The following is a 17,238-nucleotide window of genomic DNA, read 5'->3' as shown; positions in this document are numbered from 1 at the left end:
CCCGGGGCAGCCGGTCCGGGCTGCGATGGCGGAGGTCTCCGCCCTGCCCGGCTGCCCGCCAATGCCGCGCACGGTGACATTTCTGAATGGCCAGAACTGGGACAGTTCTGAATGGTTGCTACAAACACAAGCTGGCAGGGAGCCCGCCAGTGATATGCCCCATATCGCCCGCATCGTCGCCAAGGTCACCCTGCTGCTGGACCTCAATTTCTCGCGCGTGGGCTTACACCTCACCCAAAATGTAAGGGAGGGGTGTCATGCAGATACGCGCGCCAACGACCAGAGCGTAGCTGCTCCCCACAGAATGGTGCCGCCACCCATGTGATCCGGGGCGGGCTGAACGACAATATGGAACTGCGCTGGGATGGGGTTCCCTCGCTCACTGACGCGATGGCCATGCTGAAAGCGCAGGTGGACCGCACCCACGCGCCACAATGGGTGCGCGTCGTCGACGGCTTACCGAACTGACCTTGCCCCGTGATTCCGGACTGGGCAGACCGCTCAGCCTGTTCGTCACCGCAGGGGCAGGTCAGTGACGACATCGGGGCGCGGGCGCTGCTCAGCAGCCTCCCAAAGGTCGATTGGCTACTCGGGGATCGCGGCTATGACGCCGACTGGTTCCGGGAAGCGTTGCCGGACAAGGGGATACGAGCCTGCATCTCCGGCCGAAAGCAACGCAAGACACCCCTCAAATACGACAAGCGCTGATACAAGCGGCGCAACCGCATCGAGATCACGTTTGGCAGGCTCAAGGACTGGTTGCGCGTGGCAACCCGATACGACAGATGTCCGAAGGTTTTTCCTTCGGTCATCGCCCTCGCGGCAACCGTCATCTGTGCATTTGCCGCGTGCGTTCGGCGCGACCTCAGCCACTCCGTGTCCGCTCGAGCTGCGCGTGACGTGCCGTGCTGATCGGGAATCATGCTCAGCACGGCACATCACGCTCCGGCGAGGTCCGCACCCTGCCGAAGTTTCGGACTTCCCCGGCCCGCCAGACATCTAAATGAGCAGTTTCCGCACAAACGTCAAAAATGTGGCGAAAGTGATATTTGTAATTTTAACTAAAATGCCAGTGTGACCCAGGAAACATTCCTCAAGGGACACCGGCACATGACCATTCAAAGACGTCAATTCCTGAAGTCCACCGGCGCGGCTGCGGCGCTGTCCTTGGCGGCGCCGCTGGTCGCGCGCGCCGCCACCGACACGATCAAGGTTGGCGGCTTGCACGACCTCTCAGGCGCGCTGGATCTGGTCGGCATCCCGATGAACCAAGTCTTCCAAATGGCCATCAAGGAGATCAACGAGGGCGGCGGTCTCTTGGGCAAACAGGTCGAGCCGGTGGTCTACGACCCGCAGTCGAACATGTCGCTCTATTCGCAATATGCGACCCAGATGGCATTGAAGGATCGCGTCTCGGTCGTCATGGGCGGCATCACGTCGGCCAGCCGCGAGACGATCCGCCCGATCTTCCACAAGTACAAGACGCTGTATTTCTACAATACCCAATATGAAGGCGGGGTCTGCGACCGCAACGAGATCACCATCGGAACCACCCCGGCCCAGACCGTCGCCCGGATCATCCCCTATGCGATGAACCTGTTCGGCAAGAAGGTCTATGCCGTCGCCGCAGATTACAATTACGGCCATATCACCTCGGCCTGGATCAAGCGCTACGTCGAGGAGCAGGGCGGCGAGGTGATCGCCACCGAGTTCTTCCCGCTGGACGTCGCGCAGTTCGGCTCGACGATCTCCAAGATCCAGGCGGCCAAACCCGATTTCGTCTGCTCGGCGATGGTCGGCAGCTCGCATCTGGGCTTCTACCGGCAATGGGCGGCGGCCGGGATGAAGGCGCAGATCCCGATGATCTCGACGGTGCTCGGGGCGGGCGGCAATGATCAGGTCATGCTGACCGCGGCCGAAGGCAACGGCATCCTCTCGGCCTTCGGATATTTCGAAGGGGTCGACAACCCGGTCAACAAGGCGTTCCTCGAAAGGGTGAAGGCGGAATATCCCACCAACACCCCGATCGTTTCCGAGATCTCGGAATGCACCTACGAGGGCATGATGATCTGGGCGGATGCGGTGCGCGAGGCGGGTTCGGTCGAGCGCGACGCGGTGCTCGAGGTCATCTCGCAAGGCAAGACCTATGACCTGCCGGCAGGCAAGGTGAAGATCGATCCGAAGACCCATCACGCCATTCGCGACGTCTACATCGCCGAATTGCAGGACCAGACCTTCGTGATCAAGGAAGCCTTCCCGGAATCGCAACCGGCGGACACGCAGATGGTCTGCGACCTGATCGCCCAGCCGAACTCCAACAAGCATTTCGAGATCAGCCTGTAAGCCAGAGGGGGGCCGACGCATGGATTATGCGGTCATCGTCGCGCTGGAGATGATCCGGGCAGTCGCCTGGCTCGTCCTTCTGGCGGCGGGGCTCGCCATCATCTTCGGGATGATGCGGGTCATCAACTTCGCTCATGGCGAATTCCTGATGCTCGGGGGCTATACGGTCGTGGTCTCGACCGGGGCGGGTGTCAACGAATGGTTCGCGATCCTCGTGCTGGCCCCGCTCGTCGTCGGCATCTTCGGCGTCATCGTCGAGCGGCTGGTGATCCGGCAGCTCTACGGCCGGATGCTCGACAGCCTGCTCGCGACCTGGGGGCTGTCGATGCTGATGATCGGCGGCGTCACGCTGATCTTCGGCAATACGGTCCAGGGCGTCGCCACGCCTTTCGGCGGCGTCCGGATCGGCAGCTACCAGATGCCGGTCTACAACTTCGTGCTGATCTTCTTCGCGGCGGCGATCCTGCTCGCGGTCTGGGCGGTCCTGAAATTCACCCGGGTGGGCCTGATCGCCCGGGCCACGATGCAGAATCCGAACATGGCCGAAGCCCTCGGGATCCGCACCACATGGGTCTACATGGCGACCTTCGGCATCGGCTCGGCGGTCACCGGACTTGCCGGAGGGCTCCTCGCGCCGGTGACCGGGGTGGTGCCGACCATGGGCGCGAGCCTCGTCGGCCAGAGCTTCATCACCGTCATCACCGGCGGCGCCGCGGTGATCACCGGCACGCTTTCCTCGGCCACGGTGCTCGGCTCGATCAGCCAGGCCACGACCTTCTGGGCCGGGCCGGTCTATGGCGATGCCGCCTTGCTGGTGGTGGCGCTGATCCTTCTGCGCATCCTGCCGCAGGGCATCACCGGCCGCATCTTCAAGCGCGCGCTGTAAGGAGTGAATCGCATGGAAAAACCCCTGACGCGCGATCCGGGTTTCTGGATCATGGTCGGCATCGGGCTGGCCCTGCTGGTGCTGGGCCCGATCTTCATCGACATGTTCACGATCATGCAGATCACGCAATATGTCGTGCTCTCGGTCTTCGCCCTGTCCCTTGCCTATATCTGGGGCTTCGGCGGCATTCTGAGCTTCGGGCAGGCCGCCTTCTTCGGGCTGGGCGCCTATACTTTCGCGGTCTCGTCGATCAGCATCGGCGACACGACCCTGCCGCTCGTTTTGTCCTTTGCCATTCCCGCGGCTTTCGGCGTGGCGCTCGGCTACTTCATGTTCTACGGCAAGCTCTCGGATGTCTACCTGGGCGTGGTGACGATGGTCGTCACGCTGATCTTCTGGAAGCTCGCCAATCACACCGCGGGCCCGGAATATTCCATCGCCGGGGTCAGGCTTGGCGGGTTCAACGGCATTCCCTCGATCCCGACGATCAATTTCCCCGGCCAGCCCGATGCCTGGCTGGACCCGGCGCAGCTGTTCCGCTTCTTCATGGCGGTGCTGGTGGTGGTCTACGTGGTGCTGCGCATCCTGATCGCCTCGGATTTCGGCCGCATCTCGATCGGCATCCGCGAGAACGAGACCCGCGCCGCGCTGCTCGGCTATGACATCCGCCGCCACAAGGTGATCGTCTTCGCTTTGGGATCGGGCATTGCCGGCCTGTCCGGGGCGATGTGGGCGACCTACCAATCCTTCATCGACCCGAACGCCTTCAGCATGGAGATGTCGGCCAAGGCCCTGATCTGGGTCATGGCAGGCGGCGTGGGCACGCTCCTGGGCCCGATCCTCGGGGTGATCGGGTTGCAATGGCTGACGCTGAAGCTCGGCATGATGGAGCTCCTGAACAGCCTCGTCGTGCTGGGCGCGATCATGATGGTGCTGGTGCTCGCCCTGCCCAAGGGACTGGTGCCGACGGTGAAATCCGCCTGCCTCGCAGGCTGGGCGCTGTGGCGTCGCGGCCGCGGCGTGTCGGCCTCTGCAAAGAAGGTGACTTCCGATGACTGAGACGCCCAAGGACGAGGGCTACCGCATCCTGCGCACCAGCGGCCTCACCATGCGCTTCGGCGGCGTGACGGCGGTGGACAATGTCGATTTCGAGCTGCGCGACGGCGAACTGCGCTGCCTGCTCGGCCCCAACGGCGCCGGAAAATCGACCTTCTTCAAATGCCTGACCGGGCAGCTTGTGCCGACCGAGGGGCGGGTGCTGCTGAAGGAGCAGCCGATCACCGGGCTCAACACGCATGAGATCGTGAACATGGGCGTCGGCATCAAGACGCAGGTGCCCAATGTCTTCGACGGCATCTCGGTCTATGAGAATGTCCGTCTTTCGGCTCGCCGCAAGCACACCGTCCGGATCGCCAGGGACGTGGCCGAGGCCACCATCGAGAAATGCGGCATCAGGCACCTGATCCGGCGCGAGGTCGGCCAGCTCGCGCATGGCCAGCGGCAGCTCGTCGAGCTGGCCATGGTGCTCGCGGCCTCGCCCGACCTGATCCTGCTCGACGAGCCGGCGGCCGGCATGACCGGGGACGAGCGCGATCGTCTGGCGCAGCTGGTCCTCGAGGCGGCGCGCTCGGCGGCGGTGATCGTGGTCGAGCATGACATGCAGTTCATCCGGCAGATCGCGAAATTCGTCACCGTCTTCAACCGCGGCGCGATCTTCCGCGAGGCGATGATCGACGACATCATGCGCGACCGGGCGGTTCAGGAAATCTATCTGGGGAAACAGGCCGATGCCGCTGCTTGAGATCAAGGGTTTGTCCGCCGCTTACGGCCTGGTTCCCGCGCTGCACCGGGTGGATTTCTATGCCGAGCAGGGCGAGGTCGTCGGCATCCTCGGCCATAACGGCATGGGAAAGACGACCCTGATGCGGGCCATCATGGGTTTCGTGAAGGTCACCGGGGGCGATATCCGCTTCGATGGCCAGGCCCTGCTGGGCCAATCCGTGAATGCCCGCGCGCGGGCCGGGATAGGGCTGGTGCCGCAGGGGCGCGAGATCTTCCCCAACCTGTCGGTCGAGGAAAATCTGCAGGTCGGCATCGCGGCCGGGCGCGCCGACATGGCGGCCACCCTCGCCGAGGTGCTCGAGCTGTTCCCGCGCCTGAAACGCCTTCTCGACCGGCGCGGCGGCGCCTTGTCGGGCGGCGAGCAGCAGCTTCTCGCGCTGGCCCGCTGCCTCTGCCGCAGGCCCAAGCTCATGCTGCTCGACGAGCCGACCGAGGGGATCCAGCCGTCGATCAATGACGAGATCTCGGAGACGCTGCAGGAACTGACCCGCCGGCTGGACATCACCATCGTGCTGGTCGAGCAGAATCTCGATTTCATCACCGGGTTGGCGCAGCGGGTCTATGCGATCTCGAACGGGGTCCTCGACCGCCAGATCCCGCGCGAGCAGCTGACCGACAGCCGCGCCGTCAGCGAATTCATGGGTTTCGTCACCGCCTGACCGCATCCCAGCCCTGAACCCGACCGGAACCGATCCGGGGCCAGCCGGCTCCGGCCCAGACCCTTCTGCCCATAACGGAGAACGAAATGCCCGTGAAACTGCCCAATGACGCGCAATTGGCCAAGGTGCCGAAGGGCTCGGCTTCAACCTGTCGCCCGAGGACGTGGCCTCGTTCAAGGGGCTGATGGGTGGCTATGTCGATGCCTACAACCTCGTCGACCGGCTGCCGGGGCGCGGCGCATCCATGGCTTCGCCGGTCTGGTCGAGGGACCGGCCGAGGAATGCCGCGAGGCCGCCATCGCCCGGGCCAGCGAAAGAGGCTATCTATGAAGATCGGAAGACGCGAATATGCCGCGCTCTACGGCCCGACCACGGGCGACCGGGTCCGGCTGGGCGACAGCGCGCTGCTGGCCCGGGTCGAGGCCGACCTGACCCATTACGGCGACGAGCTGACGACCGGCGCGGGCAAGGCGATGCGCGACGGCGAGGGCTTCTGCACGACCGGCACGGCGTCCTCGGGGGCGCTCGACATGGTCAGCCAGAATGCCGTCATCATCGATGCGGATCTGGGCATCATCAAGGCCGATATCGGCATCCGCGACGGCCTGATCTCGGGGATCGGCAAGGCCGGCAATCCCGACATCATGGCCGGGGTGACGCCGGGCATGGTGACCGGCCCGAACACCACGGTGGTGCATGGCGACCACCATTTCGTGACCGCCGGAGCGGTCGAGACCCATGCGCATTTCCTGTCGCCGCAGCAGGCTCATCACGCCTTGGCCGGCGGCACGACGACGATGATCGGCATGTCGCCGGGGCCCAATTTCGACGTCTCCTGCTCGGGACCGCTGACGCTCGGGCGGCTGATCCTGGCGGCCGACGAATATCCCTTGAACTTCGGCTTTCTCGGCCGCGGCTGCTCGGACCCCGCAGCGGTGGCCGAAAGCGTCGCGGGCGGCGCGCTGGGGGTGAAGATCCACGAGGATTTCGGCGCCTCGCCCGCGGTCATGGACGGCGCGTTGCGGGCGGCGGATGCGGCGGATTTCTCGGTGCATCTGCATACCGACACGATCAACGAGTTCGGCTTCTACCAGGACACCATGGCGGCCATCGCGGGCCGGACCATCCACATGTACCACACCGAGGGGGCGGGGGGCGGCCATGCGCCCGACATCCTGGCGGTGAACGGTTTCGCCAACATGCTGCCCTCCTCGACCAATCCCACCAACCCCTTCACCGCCCCCGCGCTGGAAGAGGGGGTGCCGATGACCATGCTGGCCCACATGATGAGCTTCGACCTGATCGAGGACGTGGCCTTCGCCGAGGCCCGGATCCGTCCGCAATCCATGGCCGCCGAGGATCTCCTGCATGACATGGGCGCTATTTCCATCTTCGCCACCGACACGCAGGGGATGGGGCGGCTTGCCGAGAATGTCGCGAAATGCTGGCAGCTGGCGAGCGTGATGAAGGACCGCGTCGGTCCGCTGCCCGAGGAACCGTTTGCCGGGGCCGACAATGCCCGCATCCTGCGCTACATGGCCAAGCTCACCATCAACCCGGCCATCGCCGCCGGGATCGACGCGCCTGTCGGCTCGCTCGCGCCGGGGAAGATGGCGGATATCGTGCTCTGGCCCTTCGCCTTCTTCGGCGCGAAGCCCGCGACCGTCATCAAGTCGGGAACCATCGTCTGCTCGACGATGGGCGACGGCAATGGCAGCTTCTCAGGATCCCAGCCGATGATCCATCGCCCGATGTGGGGTTCGCTCGGCTCGGTCTAGCATCGGCTCGGCGTGACCTTCGTGAGCCGGCTCGCCATCGAGGCCGGAACCCATGCGCGGCTCGGCTGCCTGAAACCCTTCGTCCAGATCTCCTCGGTGCGCGGGCTGACCAAGGCCGACATGCGCCGGAACGACGCGCTTCCGCATGTCGAGGTCGATCCCCGCACCTTCGAGGTGCGCGCCGACGGGCGGCTGCTGACCTGCGAGCCCGCGCGGGAGGTGCCGATGTCGCGTCGGTATTTCCTGCGTTGACGGCGGCGCGCGTGTGCATCGGCGGGCCGGTCGGATCGGGCAAGACCGCCCTGATCGAGGCGCTCCTGCCGCATCTCGCCGCGGGCGGGATCGACACGGCGGTCATCACCAACGACCTGGTCACCGAAGAAGATGCCGAACGGCTGCGGCGCGGCGGGCAATTGCCGCCCGAGCGCGTCCTCGCCGTCCAGGCGGGGGCCTGCCCGCATACCGTGATCCGCGAGGACCCGACGCTGAACATCGCCGCGGCCGACCGGCTGGAACGGGCGTTTCCCGATCTCGACCTGATCCTGATCGAATCCGGAGGTCGACAATCTCGCATCGACCTTCTCGCCCGATCTCGTGGATTACTGGATGTTCGTCATCGACGTGGCGGGCGGCGACGACATTCCACGCAAGAAGGGGCCGGGGATCATGCAGGCGGACCTGCTGGTCATCAACAAGGTCGACCTGGCGCCGCATGTCGGCGTCGACATGGCGAGGATGCTCGAGGAGGCGCACCAGATCCGCAACGGGCGGCCGGTGATCGGCACGGTCTGCCGCCGCGACCGGGGCCTGGTCGAGATCCTGGACCTGCTGCGCCGCGAGGTGCTGTTCCGGTGAGGGATCACGCCGCCGCCGGGCAGGTCCAGTTCGAGCTGCGCACGGGCCTCGGCCCCGATGGCGGCACGGCGATCCTCGGGCGTCATGTTGAATGGCCCTGGCCGCTGCCGCGCGGGTTCCGCCTCGCTGGCCGCGAGGGGCCGCTGACGATCCTGCCCCAGGCCGCGGGCGCGGCCCTGCTGCCGGGGGATCACTGGCGTCACCGGCTGGTGCATGAGGCCGGGCAGCTTCACCTGGTCACCGCCGGGGCGGGGCTCGCCCATGGCGGTGGCCCGGCGCGCGTGGATTGGCAGGTGACGGTCGGCGGCGGCACGCTGGCGATGCTGCCCGATCCTTGGGTGCTCTCGCCCGGGGCCGACATGGCGCAGCGGCAGGAATTCGATCATGGCGCGGATGCCGCCCTCGCGCTGATCGACGGCTTCTGCCTGCGCGACGGCCCGGCGGATTGGCGCTCGCAGACGCAGATCCGGCGCGCGGGCAGGGTGATCCTGCGCGATTGCCAGCGGGCCGATCGCGCGCAGCTGGCGCGGATCGCGGAATTGCCGGGGGCCATGCGGGCCTTTGGCCAGGTGATCGTGGTCGCGGAACCGGCGCGCCTCGCGGGCCTCGGAATCGTGCCGGGGACGCAAGGCGGCGACGGGCTCTGGAGCGCGGCAGCGGCCCTGCGCGAGAATGCCGGCGTGATCGTCCGGATCGCCGCGATCTCGGGCGGCGTCCTCGCCGCCGCCCTGGACCGGTGGCGGGTCCTGCTGCGCGAGGCCCTTTAGGCCGCGGCCTTGGCGGCAAGCCGCGCCAGCAGGGTCTCGGTCTCGGTGACATCGGCAAACAGCGTCATCATGCTGGCCAGCGCGGCATTGTGCTCGAAATCCGTGAGCGTCGCGGTCGCATCCGAGACGTAGATGACCTCGTATCCGGCCTGCATCGCATCCCGCGCGGTGCTTTCGCAGCAGCAGTTCGACAGGGTTCCGGTGATGATCAGGGTCCGGATGCCCCTGGCCTCGAGCCAGCCGGGCAAGGCGGAGGTTCCGGGCGTGAAGGCGCTGTAGCGCGTCTTGTCGAGGACGGCATCGCGATCCTCGACCTCGATCCCGGGCCAGAGCGGCAGATCCTCACCTTCGGGCGAGAAGCTGGCGCGCTGGCTGTCGGATTTTTCCGCGTTGAGGAAGCCTCGGTAGAAGAGCCGCCATTCCAGCGGGTCATCCGGCAGCCAGGCGAAGCGGGTGAAGGCGACATGCCCGCCCGCCTGCCGCAAGGCAGCCGAGATGCGATTGACATTCCCCACGATGTCACGCGCGACGGGCACTTCCAGCAGCGCGCCGGGGCGCAGGAACCCCTGCTGCATGTCGATGACGACATGCGCGGTGCGCGCAGGGTCCAGCGCCTCGGCAAAGCTGCGCCCGCCGCGCGTGGCGCGGGCGCGGGCGAGGATGTCCGGCGGAAGGTCGACCCGGTGCATGGCTCAGCCCTCGCGCCCGGGGCGGCGGGTATGCCAGTCGGTGACCGACTGGAAGGCATGGCCCGCGCGGAAGAGCAGGGCCTCCGACAGGTGCTTGCCCATCAGCTGCAGCCCCATCGGCGCGCCGCGCAGGTCGAAGCCGCCCGGCAGGGTCAGCGCCGGCTGCCCGGTCAGATCGGCAGGGGCGGTGTATTTCAGCAGGTCGCCCAGATCGGCATTGGCCGGATCTGCCGAAGGCGCGCCGATGGCATTGTCGAGATAGGGAAGGGGGGCGCCCAGGACCGGCAGCAGCACCATGTCGACCGCAGCCATCGCGCCCTGCATCATGCCGCTGAAATTCAGCCTCCATTGCATCGCGCGCCCGACCTGCCCGGCACTCAGCCCATGTCCGAGCTCGAGAAGGCCGCTCAGGCTCGGGCCGTATTCGGCGGCCCGGGCGGGGTAGGTCCTGTCATGGGCGATGGCGACCTCGATGCCGCAGATGGCGTTCCATTGCTCGGTCATCTCCGCCGGGAAGGGCAGCGTGACCGGCACGATTTCGGCCCCCAGCGCCTCGAGCGCGGCGATGGCCTGCGTCAGCATGGCGAGGGTTTCCGAGGAGACGCTGCCCATCACCTTCGCATCGACCCCGATCCGCAGATCCCGGATCGGCGCCGAGATCCCGGCCAGGTAGTCGGGCACCGGCGCCTTGAGGCTGGTCGGATCGGCGGGATCATGCCCCGCGATCGCCGAGAGCATCACCGCGCAATCGGCCGCGCTGCGCGCCATCGGGCCGATATGATCGAGGCTGTCGGCCAAGGCGAAGACGCCGTGCCGGCTGACCCGGCCCCAGGTGGGCTTCATCCCGGTGATGCCGTTCGCACCCGAGGGGAAGCGGATCGAGCCGCCGGTATCCGAGCCGAGCGCGCCGAAACACAAACCCGCCGCCACCGCGACCCCGGAGCCCGAGGACGAGGACCCGGCCCAGACCTGCTCGTTCCACGGGTTCTTCGGGGTCGGCATGTCGGGATGATGCCCGGCATAGGCGCCCTCGGTCATCGCGAGCTTGCCGAGGATCACCGCGCCGGCCTGTTCGAGCCGCGCCGCCACGGTCGAATCGCGGCCCGTTTCATTGCCGCGAAGGATCGCCATGCCCGCGGCGGTGGGGGCGTAGCTGGTCTCGCAGAGGTCCTTGAGGGCGAGGGGCACGCCATGAAGCGGCCCGCGGTCCAGCCCCGCCAGACGCTCGCGCGTGGCATGGGCGGCCTTTTCGCGCGCCCGGTCCTGCAGCACGAGCTGATAGCTGTTCAGGCGCGGCTCGAGGCTTTCGATCCGCGCCAGCACCGCCTCGGTGACGTCGGTCGGCGTGACCGTCCCGGCGGCGATCAGGGCCGAGACCTGGCTCAGCGACATATCCGCGATCTCGCCTTCGGGTTGCTCGATCGGCACGTGCTTGTTCATGGGAACCTCCTGTCATGTCCGCTCTATTCGCGAATCCAATAGTCGTAATTTCAAGTAAAATGCGACATGCCCGGAGACGCAGCCGGTTTTTACACCTCGCTGCCCGCGGAATGGGCAAGTCGGCACATTTCCTTGCGGGGGCCGTGCGAAACTGGCGCGGTTCGGCCCGCCGGCAGTTTAAAAGACGCCATGCGCATTGGTGTCATCTTGTCTCATGGTGGATTGGCCGGTCTGTGGACGCCGGGCTGCCAAGGCGCGGCCTCGATCGCCGCGGCCGAGATCAACGAGGCCGGCGGGGTCCTCGGCCAGGATGTGCAGATCGTGCATCGCGATTCCGGCGAGACGGTGGCCAGCGCAAGATCCGCGGCCGAGCATCTCCTGCTCGAGGAGCGCGTCGATGCGGTGATCGGCCTGCAGGCCTCGCATCTGCGCTCCGCCGTCCGCGACGGGCTGCATGGCCTCGCGCCCTATGTCTATACTCCGCATTTCGAAGGCGGATTTTGCGGTCCGGGGGTCGCCGCCTTGGGGGTGACGGATCACGAGGTTCTCTCGCCCGCCATTCACTGGCTGGCAGAGCATCGCGGCGCGCGGCGCGTCTTCTTCATCGGCAATGACTACATCTGGCCGCGGGTCGCCTATGGCACCACGGAAAGCGTGGTGCGCCGCAGCGGTGGCCGGATGATCGGGCATGCGCTGATCCCCCTGCACCAGAGAGATTACGACGCCGTGCTGGAGGGAGTGAAGGCCGCGAGGCCGGACCTCGTCGTGATCGCATTGCTGGGAGAGGACGCGATCGCCTTCAATCGCGCCTTCGCCGAGGCGGGCCTCTCCGGCGCGGTGCTGCGGCTGACACTGGCCTTCGAGGAGACCCAGCTGCTCGGGGTTGCGCCCGGCAATGCCGAGAACCTGTTCGCCGTCGCCAGCTACTTCAACGGCACGCAGGATCACGACCGCGAGACTTTGCTGGAAGGCTATGGCCATGCCTTCTCGGGCAGATTGCCCGATGTGACGACGAACTCGCTGAACTGCTATGACGCGATCCATCTGGTCGCCGGGCTTGCGCGTCATGTCGGCCATGTCGACGGCCACCTGATGGCCCGCGTGCTGCGGCAAGGACTGCCCCGCAGCCTGGCCTACAAGATCATGGGCAGGTCCGTAATCGGCGCGCGCGTGGCCCTGGCCGAGGCGGATGGAACCGAGTTCCGGGTCTGCGAGAACTGGAAGTCATGACGCCCCCGAGTTTTCAATGGCAAAAGTCATCAAAATTACGATAATCTGATCTGACAGCATTAATGGTAAGCGCGATGAACGATGCAGATCTGAGCCAGCAACTGAGTTACCTCATCGCCCGCGTCAATCGGATGATCGAAGACGACCTGGCGCGCCGCCTGCAGCCCGGCGGTCTCGCCATCGAGCATTTCCGCATCCTCAAGGCCCTGGAGCAGGACCGGCCGCTTCCGATGGGAGAACTGGCGGCGCGCATTCTTGTCGAACCCGCCACGCTGACCAAGATCATCGACCGCATGATATCCGACGGGCTGGTATTCCGGCTTCCGGACCCGAACGATCGGCGAAGAGTGCTGGTCTCGCTGACCCCTGCGGGCGAGGCAACCTGCCGCGATCTGCTGAGCATCGGCAAGGAGCATGAAGAGCACATCCTGCACGCCCTCTCGGGAAAAGATGTGCAGCACATCAGACGGATATTCAGCGAATTGAAGCTGGAGACACGGTGAATCTTGCAGGCATGGAGTCTGCGAAACCCCAGAGGCGCAAGGCGGCGTTCCAGGGCAATATCAAGGGAATCGCGCCTCTGAGGCGTTCAGCACCCGATTCTGCTAGCTTGATCCGCTTTAACACGCCGCTGAGAAACGTGCGGGAGGTGCAAGTTTCATCTTCAGTATCCAGCGAGAGCTGCCGCAGCCGACGATTGGCCCGCGGAACTGGCGGGCTCCGCCTCATGAAGCGATCATTCCGGGCAGGCGCGCAAGATTGCTGGCTGCGATCGTTAGACCCCATGATCGTGAGGTGAGCTGACTGGGTCGGTGGCCTCTCCCGCGGCATTCTCCGTTCGAGGGTTGCGCCAGGTTGGCTGGTGCCGAGCCTCAAGAATGGGGGAGAGACCAAATGCAAAGTATCATTTTCATCGGGCTGGATGTCCACAAGGCGACGATTTCCGTCGCGGTTGCGCAGGGGGAACGCGGTGGCGAGGTCCGGCATTGGGGCACGATCCTCCATCGCCCCGACGATGTGCGCAAGCTGGTCGAGAAGCTGCGTACGGGCGGCCGCAAACTTCACTTTTGTTATGAGGCGGGGCCCTGCGGATATGGCCTCCATCGTCAACTGCTGGAGATGGGTCAGGACTGCATCGTTGTGGCTCCGTCGCTCATCCCGGTGAAGGCAGGCGATCGGGTGAAGACCGACCGCGGGGATGCGATTATGCTGGCAAAGCTACACCGTGCCGGCGACCTGACAGCAGTGTGGATGCCGGACACGGCGCATGAGGCGATGCGCGATCTGGTCCGGGCTCGGGCAACTGCAATACGGGTGAGCGGCAAGGCGCGGCAGCACCTGCAGGGGTTCCTGCTGCGTCATGGTCGCATCTATCCCGGCAAGAAGGGTTGGACGGTGGCCTATCGCCGCTGGCTGACAACGGTGCGATTCCAGCATCCCGCCCAACAGATCGTGCTTCAGGATTACATCGACGCGGTTGCCGACGCCGAGGCGCGCGTCGCCAGGCTGACGGCACAGATCGCGGAGTTGCTACCGGAGTGGAAGCTCGCGCCCGTGGTGGAGGCAGTCCAAGCCATGCGAGGCGTCGCTTTCATCGTTGCCGTGACGGTGGCGGCCGAGGTCGGAGATTTCCATCGCTTCTACAGCCCGCGCCAGTTGATGGCCTATCTCGGGCTCACGCCCTCGGAACATTCCCGCGGTTCAAGCCAGCGCCGAGGCGGCATCACCAAGGCCGGTAACAGCCTCGCGCGGCGGGCGCTGATCGAAGGGGCCTGGAGCTATCGCATGCAGGCGCGAGTCACCCGCAGCGGCACTGGCCTCGGTGTGCGGCTGCCACGCGCCCGTTTGCGGCCACGCCGGCGGCGCACCGACAGCCCTTCTTCCCGGTAAATCCGGTAGAGCTTCTTCTCGTTCATCACCATGCCCATACGCTCCAGCATGACACCGATGCGTCGATAGCCAAACCGGCGCCGCTTCTCGGCGATCTTGTGCATTTCCAACCGGATATCCGGGTTGTCGGGCGGATGCTCGCGCCGCACGGTCTTGGGATCGACACCGATCAGGACGCAGGCCCGGCGTTGAGAGATCGGATGACCTCTCATCGCCCACAGCACCGCGTCCCGCCGTTGCATCGGCGTCGTCAGGGCTTTCCCAGAAGATCCTTCAGAACCACATTGTCGAGCATGACATCTGCCACTAGGCGCTTCAGCCTGGCGTTCTCGGCCTCGAGCTGCTTGAGACGATTGGCATCGGACAGGTCCATTCCGCCATACTTGGCCTTCAGCTTGTAGAACGTCGCAGGGCTCAGCCCATGCTTGCGGCACAGCTCAGCCGTCGGCAAGCCAGCCTCCTGCTCTTTGAGCATCCCGATAATCTGCGCTTCAGTGAAACGGCTTTTCCTCATCTCGTCTGCTCCTTCAGGTTGGGCAGACTCTACATCAGACCGAGGGAACTTCCGGGGGGCAGGTCACCGGAAGTGGTCGAGTATTACGCCTCTCTCATGCAAAAATTCGCCGAGACACCGGAGTTCAAGGACTACCTCAAGGCGACCTCGCAGACGCGCCGAATTCCTCGCGGTGGAAGAACTCACGGCCTTTATCAGCACCTCGGAATCCATGCGATGAAAGTCTTCGAAGCCGAAGGCTGGAACCTCACGAACTGATCCTTCCCGGACCGGGTGTCCCGTTTGGCGCGGAACCCTCTTCCGGGATTGACGGAGACCCCCATGACTTCACGACGCTCGATGGAAATCGTCACCGCGGCGGCAACGGGCATTACCGGGCTAGTCGCCGTCCTCGGTTCGCTCGAACTCGGCACGGCTGGAGCGAGCACGGCCCCGAGGCCGGATATTTCCCTTTCTGGGTCGGGCTGATCCTGTTCGCGGCAAGCCTGTGGAACGGATCCAAGGCCAGCCTGTCGGGCGATGCCCGCGAAGAGTTCGTGTCGTGCGAACAGGCGATGCGGATCCTGTCCTTCGTCGGGCCGATGGCCGTCTTTGTCGTCGGCAGCGTGCTGCTGGGCTCTTACGTGGCCAGCACGATTTATCTTCTCGGGATGGCCTACCGTCAGGGCGGCCTTTCCCTGCCGCGCGGCATCGCGCTTGGGCTAGGGTTCAGCATCGCCCTTTACGTCATCTTCGAGATCGTCTCCCAAGTCCCCCTTACTCAAGGGCCTGCTGGAAAAAATGCTCGGCATTTACTGATCCTGTTGAATTTCAGAGTCTTGGAAAACTTTGCTTATCTGCTGCACGGCTTCGAGATCGCGCTTCATCGGCGTCATTCTGGTGCTTGCCACCGTTCCGATGTTCGCGGCGCTTCTGCGCATCCCGTTCTCGATCATTGCGCCGATCATTGTCTCGAGCTTCTTCGTCGGGGCCTATACCGTCCCGAATGCGATATTCGATCTGTGGCTCGCATTGCTGTTCGGGCTGGTCGGCTATGTCTTCAGCAAGCTCGACTGCCCGCTGGCGCCGCTGGTTCTGGCCATGGTGCTGGGCCACAAAGCCAAGAATGCCTTCCACCAGTCGATGATCCTGTCTGATGGCAATCTGGGCGTCTGCTTTTCGAACGGTCTCGTCGGCGGGATCATGGTCGTGGCGCTTCTGGTGCTGGTCGCACCGGGCCTGCTGCGCCTGATCGGTCGGATGCGTGCCAACCGTGCCGCTGGCTGAACCATATCGGCCGGGGCCTCCCCGCCGCCTCCCCAAACCCTACTCCCAAAAAATCAGGCCAAGGAGTCACCAAGTGACCAAGATCAAATCCGTTCGCGTGCGCGTCTGGAACTGGACCGGCCTGACGGTTCCGCCAGCTGGCAATTTCTGCACCAATGCGTCGGACGTGCTTTACGAACGCGGCGACGCGATGGGCAGCTTCCGTTTTCACCAATGGCTGACCTGCGAGGTCGAGACGGAATGCGGCGCGATCGGCATCGGCAACGCGGCGCTGTGCCCGCCGCTGGTGAAGCGATCGCGTGGAAGGGCACGTTGGCGCAATATGTGGGCAGGTTGCATAGGCGGCATTGTGAAAAGAAGGACGTGCTCGTTGTCGATTACGTCGACAGTTCCTCCACCTCACGCGCCACCGCCACGCGCGACCTGCATGATCTGGTTGAGCAAGGTGCGCTTATCCGAACCGGCGAACGCCGACATACACGCTACCGGCTGAACCTGCCGAACCCCACGGAGAGGGCATAGCGGGAAGGTATCTACGGCCCTAACCGGCTGGTCGGTCATCACGGGGGCTGCCCCGCCGCAGGCGTCGAAGCGGCCGCTCAAGCTTCGTGCAGCGAGATCGTATGCGCTAATGCAGGCTTTCGGGACAGTGACGGCGCCTCGAACACTTCCCAAGGCCGAGCAAGACGCTGTTGACAGCGTTGACGTCCGAAAATGGGTCGATTGGGCGGAAAAGATTACCGCCTCTATTCTCGATCGGGGCGGCATGGTGGGAAAGACGACGCGCGTTTCCGCCGAGGGTATCGCCCCGGCTTGCAACTCGATCTGCTGCGATTTGGTGGTCGAGGCCGAAACTGTCGAGGCCACAGCGCTGCTTTTCCAAGATCGCCCCCATTCTTCCGTCTTTCAGGCGATAGCGTCGATTTCATGCCCTTCGTGACCTGACTCGGACCGGATAGCCATCGGCCTGCGGCACGTCCTTGTCGAGCCACCAGTTGCGCTTGACCTCGCGGGTGATCGTCGAGCGATTGCGGCCGAGCGTCGACGCAACTCTCGTCTTCGGCACCTTGGCCTGAAGG

Annotated in this window: 15 protein-coding genes and 6 pseudogenes; 17 read left to right on the top strand and 4 right to left on the bottom strand. The window is 65.1% G+C overall.

Annotated features, from left to right (window positions below; translation table 11 throughout):
- The 10 genes and pseudogenes from ESZ60_RS20955 to ESZ60_RS19430 all read left to right on the top strand — a co-directional run.
- Positions 1-325: hypothetical protein (locus tag ESZ60_RS20955; protein ID WP_209021368.1), on the top strand; the 325-nt coding region annotated here is incomplete at its 5' end.
- A gap of 166 nt (positions 326-491) precedes the next feature.
- A pseudogene (locus ESZ60_RS19470) lies at positions 492-834 on the top strand (transposase); the annotation flags it as partial.
- A 276-nt stretch (positions 835-1,110) separates the two neighbouring features.
- Positions 1,111-2,343 (top strand): urea ABC transporter substrate-binding protein, encoded by a 1,233-nt coding sequence (locus tag ESZ60_RS19465; protein ID WP_134682341.1) that lies wholly within the window; start codon positions 1,111-1,113, stop codon positions 2,341-2,343.
- Positions 2,344-2,362: 19 nt separating this feature from the next.
- Positions 2,363-3,229 carry a branched-chain amino acid ABC transporter permease gene (locus ESZ60_RS19460; RefSeq protein WP_134682340.1) on the top strand — a complete coding sequence of 289 codons (867 nt, stop codon included), beginning with the start codon at positions 2,363-2,365 and terminating at the stop codon, positions 3,227-3,229.
- 12 nt (positions 3,230-3,241) lie between these two features.
- Positions 3,242-4,288, top strand: a complete 1,047-nt coding sequence (locus ESZ60_RS19455; protein ID WP_134682339.1) for an ABC transporter permease subunit — start codon at positions 3,242-3,244, stop codon at positions 4,286-4,288.
- Entirely contained in the window at positions 4,281-5,030 is a 750-nt protein-coding gene (locus tag ESZ60_RS19450; protein ID WP_134682338.1) for an ABC transporter ATP-binding protein, read from the top strand. The genes ESZ60_RS19455 and ESZ60_RS19450 overlap by 8 nt, the downstream gene beginning before the upstream one ends.
- Positions 5,017-5,730 carry an ABC transporter ATP-binding protein gene (locus ESZ60_RS19445; protein WP_134682337.1) on the top strand — a complete coding sequence of 238 codons (714 nt, stop codon included), beginning with the start codon at positions 5,017-5,019 and terminating at the stop codon, positions 5,728-5,730. The genes ESZ60_RS19450 and ESZ60_RS19445 overlap by 14 nt, the downstream gene beginning before the upstream one ends.
- A gap of 326 nt (positions 5,731-6,056) precedes the next feature.
- Positions 6,057-7,760: pseudogene (gene ureC / locus ESZ60_RS19440) on the top strand (urease subunit alpha).
- Positions 7,757-8,363 (top strand): annotated as a pseudogene (gene ureG, locus ESZ60_RS19435) (urease accessory protein UreG). Before ureC ends, ureG begins: the two co-directional pseudogenes overlap by 4 nt.
- Complete coding sequence (locus ESZ60_RS19430) at positions 8,360-9,130, top strand: urease accessory protein UreD (RefSeq protein WP_245155788.1); 771 nt, start codon at positions 8,360-8,362, stop codon at positions 9,128-9,130. Before ureG ends, ESZ60_RS19430 begins: the two are co-directional and overlap by 4 nt.
- Here ESZ60_RS19430 and ESZ60_RS19425 read toward each other — a convergent pair.
- Both ESZ60_RS19425 and ESZ60_RS19420 read right to left on the bottom strand, forming a co-directional pair.
- On the bottom strand, positions 9,127-9,819 hold the full coding sequence (locus ESZ60_RS19425; protein WP_134682336.1) for a cysteine hydrolase family protein: 693 nt from the start codon (positions 9,817-9,819) through the stop codon (positions 9,127-9,129). The genes ESZ60_RS19430 and ESZ60_RS19425 overlap by 4 nt on opposite strands.
- A 3-nt stretch (positions 9,820-9,822) precedes the next feature.
- Complete coding sequence (locus ESZ60_RS19420; RefSeq protein ID WP_134682335.1) at positions 9,823-11,259, bottom strand: amidase; 1,437 nt, start codon at positions 11,257-11,259, stop codon at positions 9,823-9,825.
- A 189-nt stretch (positions 11,260-11,448) separates the two neighbouring features.
- Here ESZ60_RS19420 and ESZ60_RS19415 point away from each other — a divergent pair, with 189 nt between their 5' ends.
- The 3 genes from ESZ60_RS19415 to ESZ60_RS19405 all read left to right on the top strand — a co-directional run bounded on the left by ESZ60_RS19415 (position 11,449) and on the right by ESZ60_RS19405 (position 14,379).
- Positions 11,449-12,489: a substrate-binding domain-containing protein gene (locus ESZ60_RS19415; RefSeq protein WP_134682334.1), complete on the top strand. Its 1,041-nt coding sequence runs from the start codon at positions 11,449-11,451 to the stop codon at positions 12,487-12,489.
- Between the two features lie 74 nt (positions 12,490-12,563).
- Positions 12,564-12,992 (top strand): MarR family winged helix-turn-helix transcriptional regulator, encoded by a 429-nt coding sequence (locus ESZ60_RS19410; RefSeq protein WP_134682333.1) that lies wholly within the window; start codon positions 12,564-12,566, stop codon positions 12,990-12,992.
- Positions 12,993-13,383: 391 nt separating this feature from the next.
- Positions 13,384-14,379 (top strand): IS110 family RNA-guided transposase, encoded by a 996-nt coding sequence (locus tag ESZ60_RS19405; RefSeq protein ID WP_425331338.1) that lies wholly within the window; start codon positions 13,384-13,386, stop codon positions 14,377-14,379.
- Here the strand turns inward: ESZ60_RS19405 and ESZ60_RS19400 are convergent.
- Positions 14,292-14,893, bottom strand: a pseudogene (locus ESZ60_RS19400) (transposase); the annotation flags it as partial. The gene ESZ60_RS19405 and the pseudogene ESZ60_RS19400 overlap by 88 nt on opposite strands.
- Positions 14,894-14,965: 72 nt before the next feature.
- Here ESZ60_RS19400 and ESZ60_RS21535 point away from each other — a divergent pair.
- From ESZ60_RS21535 to ESZ60_RS21940, 4 genes and pseudogenes are all read left to right on the top strand, one after another.
- Positions 14,966-15,151 (top strand): hypothetical protein, encoded by a 186-nt coding sequence (locus ESZ60_RS21535; protein ID WP_134682332.1) that lies wholly within the window; start codon positions 14,966-14,968, stop codon positions 15,149-15,151.
- Positions 15,133-15,639 (top strand): annotated as a pseudogene (locus ESZ60_RS21945) (tripartite tricarboxylate transporter TctB family protein); the annotation flags it as partial. The gene ESZ60_RS21535 and the pseudogene ESZ60_RS21945, both read left to right, overlap by 19 nt.
- An 82-nt stretch (positions 15,640-15,721) precedes the next feature.
- Positions 15,722-16,159, top strand: a complete 438-nt coding sequence (locus ESZ60_RS19385; RefSeq protein ID WP_245155787.1) for a tripartite tricarboxylate transporter permease — start codon at positions 15,722-15,724, stop codon at positions 16,157-16,159.
- A gap of 73 nt (positions 16,160-16,232) precedes the next feature.
- The gene (locus tag ESZ60_RS21940; RefSeq protein WP_425331337.1) at positions 16,233-16,652 is read left to right on the top strand and encodes a hypothetical protein; all 420 of its coding nucleotides are present in this window, start codon (positions 16,233-16,235) and stop codon (positions 16,650-16,652) included.
- Positions 16,653-17,114: 462 nt separating this feature from the next.
- On the opposite strand, the pseudogene ESZ60_RS21935 reads toward ESZ60_RS21940, so the two are convergent.
- A pseudogene (locus ESZ60_RS21935) lies at positions 17,115-17,238 on the bottom strand (helix-turn-helix domain-containing protein); the annotation flags it as partial.

Origin of the sequence: Paracoccus ravus (assembly GCF_004522175.1) — a bacterium.
In the GTDB taxonomy this organism is placed as follows: Bacteria; Pseudomonadota; Alphaproteobacteria; order Rhodobacterales; family Rhodobacteraceae; genus Paracoccus; species Paracoccus ravus.
Note: the sequence above shows the minus strand (reverse complement) of the source record. Positions and strands in the feature narration are given on the sequence as shown.